The sequence below is a fragment of the uncultured Caballeronia sp. genome, assembly GCF_964243625.1.
Taxonomy (GTDB): Bacteria; Pseudomonadota; Gammaproteobacteria; order Burkholderiales; family Burkholderiaceae; genus Caballeronia.
The window spans coordinates 1-5915 of sequence record NZ_CAXTGZ010000386.1 but is presented as its reverse complement, the minus strand read 5'-3'; the positions used below and the strand labels follow the sequence as shown (position 1 = coordinate 5915).

Here is a 5915-nt window from a genome sequence, read left to right as displayed (position 1 = left end):
CACGGGGCACATCTGGGACGGCTATTTCACACTGGTCAACGGTAGCACGTGGAAGAGCATGCCCGAATCGCTGCAGCAGATCGTGTCAAAAAACTTCGCCGATGCCGCGGTTGCAGAGCGGGCAGAGATCCGCCAACGCACGGTCGCAGCGCGCAAGCACGTGCAGGATAAGGGCCTGATCTTCAACGATGTGGATCGCGACGCCTTTCGCAGCGCGCTGCGCAAGAGCGGCTTTTACGCAGAGTGGAAGGCAAAGTTCGGTCCCGAAGCCTGGGCCGCGCTTGAAAAAGCCACGGGGCCGCTCGCATGAATACATCACCGAAGAGCCTGTTGTCCGAGGTCCCCGACGTCGAAGCAGTGCTCGCCGACTTTGTTGCCGGGCTCACGCTCGACGGACTCGCCCCCGCGATTGTTCAGAAGGCGCGTTTATGCCTGACTGATGGCATTGGGGCGTCGATGACGCTCGTGCGATCCCAGGAGGCGCTTCATGCACTGGCGTCATTGGGTGGCGCGCGGGTGGACTCTCGCGCGCTCGTGCTCGGGGTCCCGCGGCGCGAGCGCGCGGCCGATGCCGCATTCGTCAACGCGATCGCTGCTGCGGCGACCATCCGCACAGACACCCACGCGCCGAGCGCCAGCCATCCGGGCATGGTCGTGTTGCCGGTCGTGCTCGCACTCGGTGAAGAATGTGGCGCTTCGGCAAGTGATCTGCTTTGCGCGATCGTGGCCGGATACGAAGTCTCAATTCGCCTCGGACTGGCCTTGGTGACTCCGGCGGTCTCTCGCATTTTCCGGCCTACAGGACTGACTGGTGCGGTCGGTGCGGCGGCTGCCGGCGCACGTGTGCTCGGCCTTGACACTCATGCGACGCGCGCGGCGATGGCGCTGGCAGCTAACACCGCGTCGGGTCTGAACGAATGGGCACGCGCTGGCACTTCGGAACACGTCTTTCACGCCGGGACGGCGGCGCGCAATGCAATCGTCGCAGTGGAGCTCGCACGCGCCGGTGCGCAGGCGGCTCCACGCAGCCTCTCGGGCCTTGCGGGCCTCCTCGCAGCCTACGGCGCCATTGAACGCGCCGGGGTGCTAACTGACCAGCTGGGCAAGCGCTTTCACATGCTCGACGTGATTCATAAGCTCGCACCCGCATGTATTTTCGCTCAGGCACCATGCCAGGCCGCGCTCAAGTTGGCACTCCAGGACCGCATCACGCCGGAGGAAATCGCCCGCGTCGACATCGGCGTTGCGGGCGTCGCAGCCGTATTCCCCGGTTGTGATTTCTCGGGACCGTTCTCGAATCCAGCCGCAGCGCAGCAGAGCATCCAGTTCGGTGTCGCCAGCGTGTTGTGTGCCTCTGCAATCGACGAAATACATTGGGCTCAGCCGCGCAACCTGCAGGTCAACGAACTGGCGACCCGCTGCCATGTCACCGTCGATCCTGGGATCGACGCTGGCTATCCTCAACGTCTGGGCGCCTCGATCAGCGTACGAACAATAAATGGAGAGACGCTGCGCGACAGCGTCCCTGATGCGACGCCAATGAGCATGCAGGCCATTGAGGCACGCTTCACAAACGATGCTCGGCCATTGCTTGGGGAAGAGGGTGCCACGCGGCTACTCGAAGCCATCCGGACACTTGGTTCGCGGTGCTCTTCACAGTCCTTGTTCGAGCAGCTGGCGGAGCGACCCCTGCAGGGCTGCACCGGCATACCTGCCCACTCTTCCATCAGTTGAACGCATACCTTCCTAAAGCCATGACGACTTCCTCTTTACATCCTACCGTCGCACCTGATGCCCCCGCCCGGCCCGACGGCCCCCTGCGCGGGCTCAAGGTCCTCGAACTTGGTCACTTCATCGCTGCTCCTTTCTGCACGCGCATGCTTGCCGATCAAGGCGCCGATGTCATCAAGGTGGAGGCGCGGGGCGGCGAACCATTGCGCAACTGGGGTCTGAGTTCGAACGGAAAGTCGATCATTTGGTCGCTGCACAATCGCAACAAACGGTGCATCACGCTCGACATGAAAAACCCCGCCGCCCAGCCGGCGATTGAAGGCCTCATTCGCTGGGCGGATGTAGTGGTCGAGAATTTCCGTCCCGGCCAGCTGGAAAAATGGGGCTACGGCTATGAAGCAATGCAGACGCTGAACCCTCGAGTCATTCTGTGCCGCATTTCGGGCTACGGGCAGGACGGTCCTTATCACACGCGTCATTCCTTCGGCGCGGTCGGAGAGGCGATGGGTGGTCTGCGCTACCTCACGGGCTACCCGGCCGAGCAGACCCCGTTGCCCCCGGTGCGCACTGGGGTGTCGATCGGCGATGACCTCTCGGCGCTCTATGCGGTCGGCGGCATCCTTGCAGCGGTCTACGAGCGCGACGTAGCGGGCACGGGACGCGGCCGGCAGATTGACGTGGCTCTTTACGAGGGCGTCTTCAGCATGCTGGAAGGCATTTTGCCCGAGTACGGAACGCTCGGCGTTGTACGCGATCCGCAGGGTTCGGCCATGCCAACAGCCGTGCCATCGGACACCTATCGCACCGCCGACGAGCGCTGGCTCGTCATTGCGGGCAACTCGGACGCGATCTACAAGCGTCTTTGCAAGATCATCGGCCGGGAGGACATGGCCGAAGACCCAGAGTATCGAACAAACAGCGACCGCATTCGCAACCGCGCGAAGGTCGACGCGGCGATCGCTACGTGGGTGGCTACGGTAAGTGCGGCCGAAGGAGATCGCATCCTCAACGACGCCGGGGTTCCGGCGACACGTGCCTACACCGTTAGAGACTGCGCCGAAGACCCCCACTTTCGCGCGCGCGACATGATTGTCGAAATCGACGATCCACTTATCGGAAAGACACTCCATCCAGGAATTGTCCCTCGCTTTGACGCGAACGGTGCGGTGGGCCGCATCGCCTGGCCCGGACCGGACATCGGTGCGCATAACGAGGAAGTCTTTGGACATGACCTGGGAATGAGCTCCGATCAAATCAACACCATGAGAAAGGAAGGTGCCGTATGAGCCATATCGAAATCGTTGACGTCGCTCCGCGCGACGGGCTGCAGGGTCTTCATGACTTCGTGCCAACGCAGCGCAAGATCGAATTTATTCACAAGCTCGCTTCCGCAGGATTCCAGCGCATGGAGGTTACGTCTTTCGTAAGCCCCAAGCACGTCCCGCAGATGGCCGATGCGGCTGAGGTCGTTGCCGGACTTGGCGATCTGCCAGGATTGGTCAAGATGGCGCTAGTGCCCAACGCACTGGGTGCTCGTCGCGCGCTTAAGTCCGGTGTTCGCAGTCTGATTTTTGTCATCTCGATGACCGATGCGCACAACATGAGTAATGTGCGTCGCACGACGCAAGCTTCAATCGACGACCTTTCGGCGTTGACGGAAGAGCTTTCGGACACGGACGTCGAACTGCGCGTCGGCCTTGGAACTGCATTTCACTGCCCGTTCACCGGCCTGGTGGATGAGCGGCAGGTGCTTGAAAATATTCAGCGCATTCTGAAGATACGCGACAACATCGAGTTCGCTGTCAGCGACACCACCGGCATGGCCACGCCCGACCACGTGCTGAGCCTGTGCAAGAGTGCGATCTCGTTATTCGGAGGTACGGGCACTTGGAGCTACCACGGGCACGACACGGCTGGGTTTGGCCTCGCCAACGTGCTGGCAGCGATCGAAGCGGGCATCACATCCTTCGACGCCTCTGCCGGCGGACTCGGCGGATGCCCATTCGCACCTGGAGCCACAGGCAATATCGCGACTGAGGACATCGTTCATCTGCTGCATCGAATGGGCATGAAAACGGGCATCGATCTTCCGACTCTGCTGGAAGCGGCCGATATGGCCGTCGAGATCTCCGGTGCCCCAACGGGCAGTCACGCACGCGGGCTGCCGCGCGAACGCCTGATTGCACTGGAACAAGGCGCTGCGGCCGCGGCGACGGCTTAAGGAGCAGACGACATGCCCCGTTTCTCCGCAAATATTTCGATCCTCTTCTGCGAGCTTCCATTCATTCAGCGGTTCGCCGCGGCCAAAGAGGCCGGTTTCGCAGCGGTCGAATGCTGGTTTCCTTATGAGCACGGTCTCGAAGAGATCGCTGGCCTGTTGCGTGATCTCAAGCTCGAGATGGTCGGCATCAACACCGCTCACGGGGGGGCGCTCGATTGGGGATTGGCAGCGCTGCCCGGTCGTGAGCGGGACTTTCTGGAGTCTCTCGACCAGGCCCTCGATTGCGCGGTCCGCTTCGGCAGCTGCGCGGTCCATGTCATGGGTGGGCTCGCGGGCGCGATCCCGCGCACCGAAGCGTGGCGCACCTATGTGGCGAACCTGGAGCTGGCTGTGCGTCGCGCCGAGGGTAGCGGTGTGCAACTGCTGATCGAGCCACTCAATAGCCGCGATCGACCAGGCTATATCTTGCACTCGGCCGATCAGGCAAGCGAATTGATCGATCATACCGGCCTAGGCGCGCTCAAGATCATGTTCGACTGCTATCACGTCCAGGTCGAGGAGGGCGACCTTGTCACTCGCTTGCGTCGTCACTGGGAAAAGATCGGCCATATCCAGATTGCATCGTCGCCCGATCGCACGGAGCCGGGAACTGGCGAGATCGACTTCGCCTTCGTCTTTGACGAAGTTGACCGACTCGGGTGGAAGGGGTGGATCGGTGCAGAGTACCGGCCGAGCTTAAGCACGGGCGAGAGATTTCATTGGATGAATAGTGCGTCCGCTTCCGCGGCTCGCCGCTCCCTGACATGAGCTCCGCTGCCAATCGTCCGTTGTTGCTCGGCTGCATCGCCGACGACTTCATCTGTGCCATCAACCTGGCCAACAATCTTGTTCGCGCAGGTATGCGCGTATTGCAGACCGTTGGTGTGCCTGTCGGCCCTCCGGCAAACGGAGCGGATCCCATAGCCGCCGCGTTTAAATCGCGCACCACCGCGCCGGATGAGGCAGTGACGCAGTCCCTTGATAGGCTACGCTGGCTCAAAGCGGCCGGGGCTCAGCAGATCTACTTCAAGTACTGCTCGACTTTCGACAGCATGCCAGCAGGGAACGTTGGGCCGGTAATCGATGCGCTGATGGACGAGTTCGACCGTTACTTTACGGTAGCGACTCCGGCGTTTTCCGAGAATGGGCGCACTGTTTTTAAGGGCTACTTGTTCGCGGGCGACGCGCTGCTTAGCAAAAGCGGAATGCAGAACCACCCGCTGATGCCAATGACCGATGCCAACCTTGTTCGCGTGCTGCAGCCGCAGATGCGGCACAAGGTCGGACCGATCGAGCACACCGTCATTGCACGCGGTCTAACCGCAATTTCGCAATGCATCAAGGAATTGCGCCATAAGGGCACAGGAATCGCGGTCGTTGAAGCGCTGTCTAACAACGATCTGCTGAGCCTTGGACCGGCGCTCGCATACATGCCGCTGGTGACCGCAGTTTTTGGCCTCGCGATCGCGCTGCCGGCGAACTTCGGCCTCAAACCTCTGACAGCGCCGGCGACTCTGCCGCGTTCGACGGGCAGCAGGGCGATGGTGGCAGGCAGTGCTCGGAAGCCACGAACCGGCAGGTGGCGCATTTCATTGCGACGGGACATCCCGCGTTCGCGATTGACCCGATGCGCATCGCCCCGGGAGACGATGTCGCCGCGCAAGCGCTCGCGTGGGCCGCCGTGCGATTGCAACACGGCGTTCTGCTTGTGTATTCCACCGCGGGCGCTGCTGTTGTGAAGGCGGCGTAAGACGAGTTTGGCGCGCAGGCGACGGCAAGCTCGGAGGTTTTTTTACGAAGGCGTTCGACGTCCTCGAATTAGCAGCTAATTCAAGGCTTCATGGAGAATAAAATGGATCGAGTCATTCAAATTGACCGCTACGGCGGTCCCGAAGAATTTAAAGTGGTGCATGCCGATGCTGGC

The 5915-nt window shown here is 61.6% G+C and carries 4 protein-coding genes and 2 pseudogenes; all 6 read left to right on the top strand.

Features of this window, described 5'->3' with window-relative positions:
• Window positions 1-310 (top strand): annotated as a pseudogene (locus tag ACFFAR_RS22465) (TRAP transporter substrate-binding protein); the annotation flags it as partial.
• On the top strand, window positions 307-1734 hold the full coding sequence (locus ACFFAR_RS22460; protein WP_174364166.1) for an MmgE/PrpD family protein: 1428 nt from the start codon (window positions 307-309) through the stop codon (window positions 1732-1734). The pseudogene ACFFAR_RS22465 and the gene ACFFAR_RS22460, both read left to right, overlap by 4 nt.
• Window positions 1735-1754: 20 nt before the next feature.
• Window positions 1755-3017, top strand: coding sequence for a CoA transferase (locus ACFFAR_RS22455; protein WP_174364167.1), 1263 nt, complete (start codon window positions 1755-1757; stop codon window positions 3015-3017).
• Window positions 3014-3952 carry a hydroxymethylglutaryl-CoA lyase gene (locus tag ACFFAR_RS22450; protein WP_174364168.1) on the top strand — a complete coding sequence of 313 codons (939 nt, stop codon included), beginning with the start codon at window positions 3014-3016 and terminating at the stop codon, window positions 3950-3952. Before ACFFAR_RS22455 ends, ACFFAR_RS22450 begins: the two co-directional genes overlap by 4 nt.
• A 12-nt stretch (window positions 3953-3964) precedes the next feature.
• Window positions 3965-4759, top strand: coding sequence for a hydroxypyruvate isomerase family protein (locus ACFFAR_RS22445; protein ID WP_375508497.1), 795 nt, complete (start codon window positions 3965-3967; stop codon window positions 4757-4759).
• Window positions 4756-5735, top strand: a pseudogene (gene otnK, locus ACFFAR_RS22440) (3-oxo-tetronate kinase); the annotation flags it as partial. The gene ACFFAR_RS22445 and the pseudogene otnK, both read left to right, overlap by 4 nt.
• Window positions 5736-5915 lie beyond the last annotated feature (180 nt).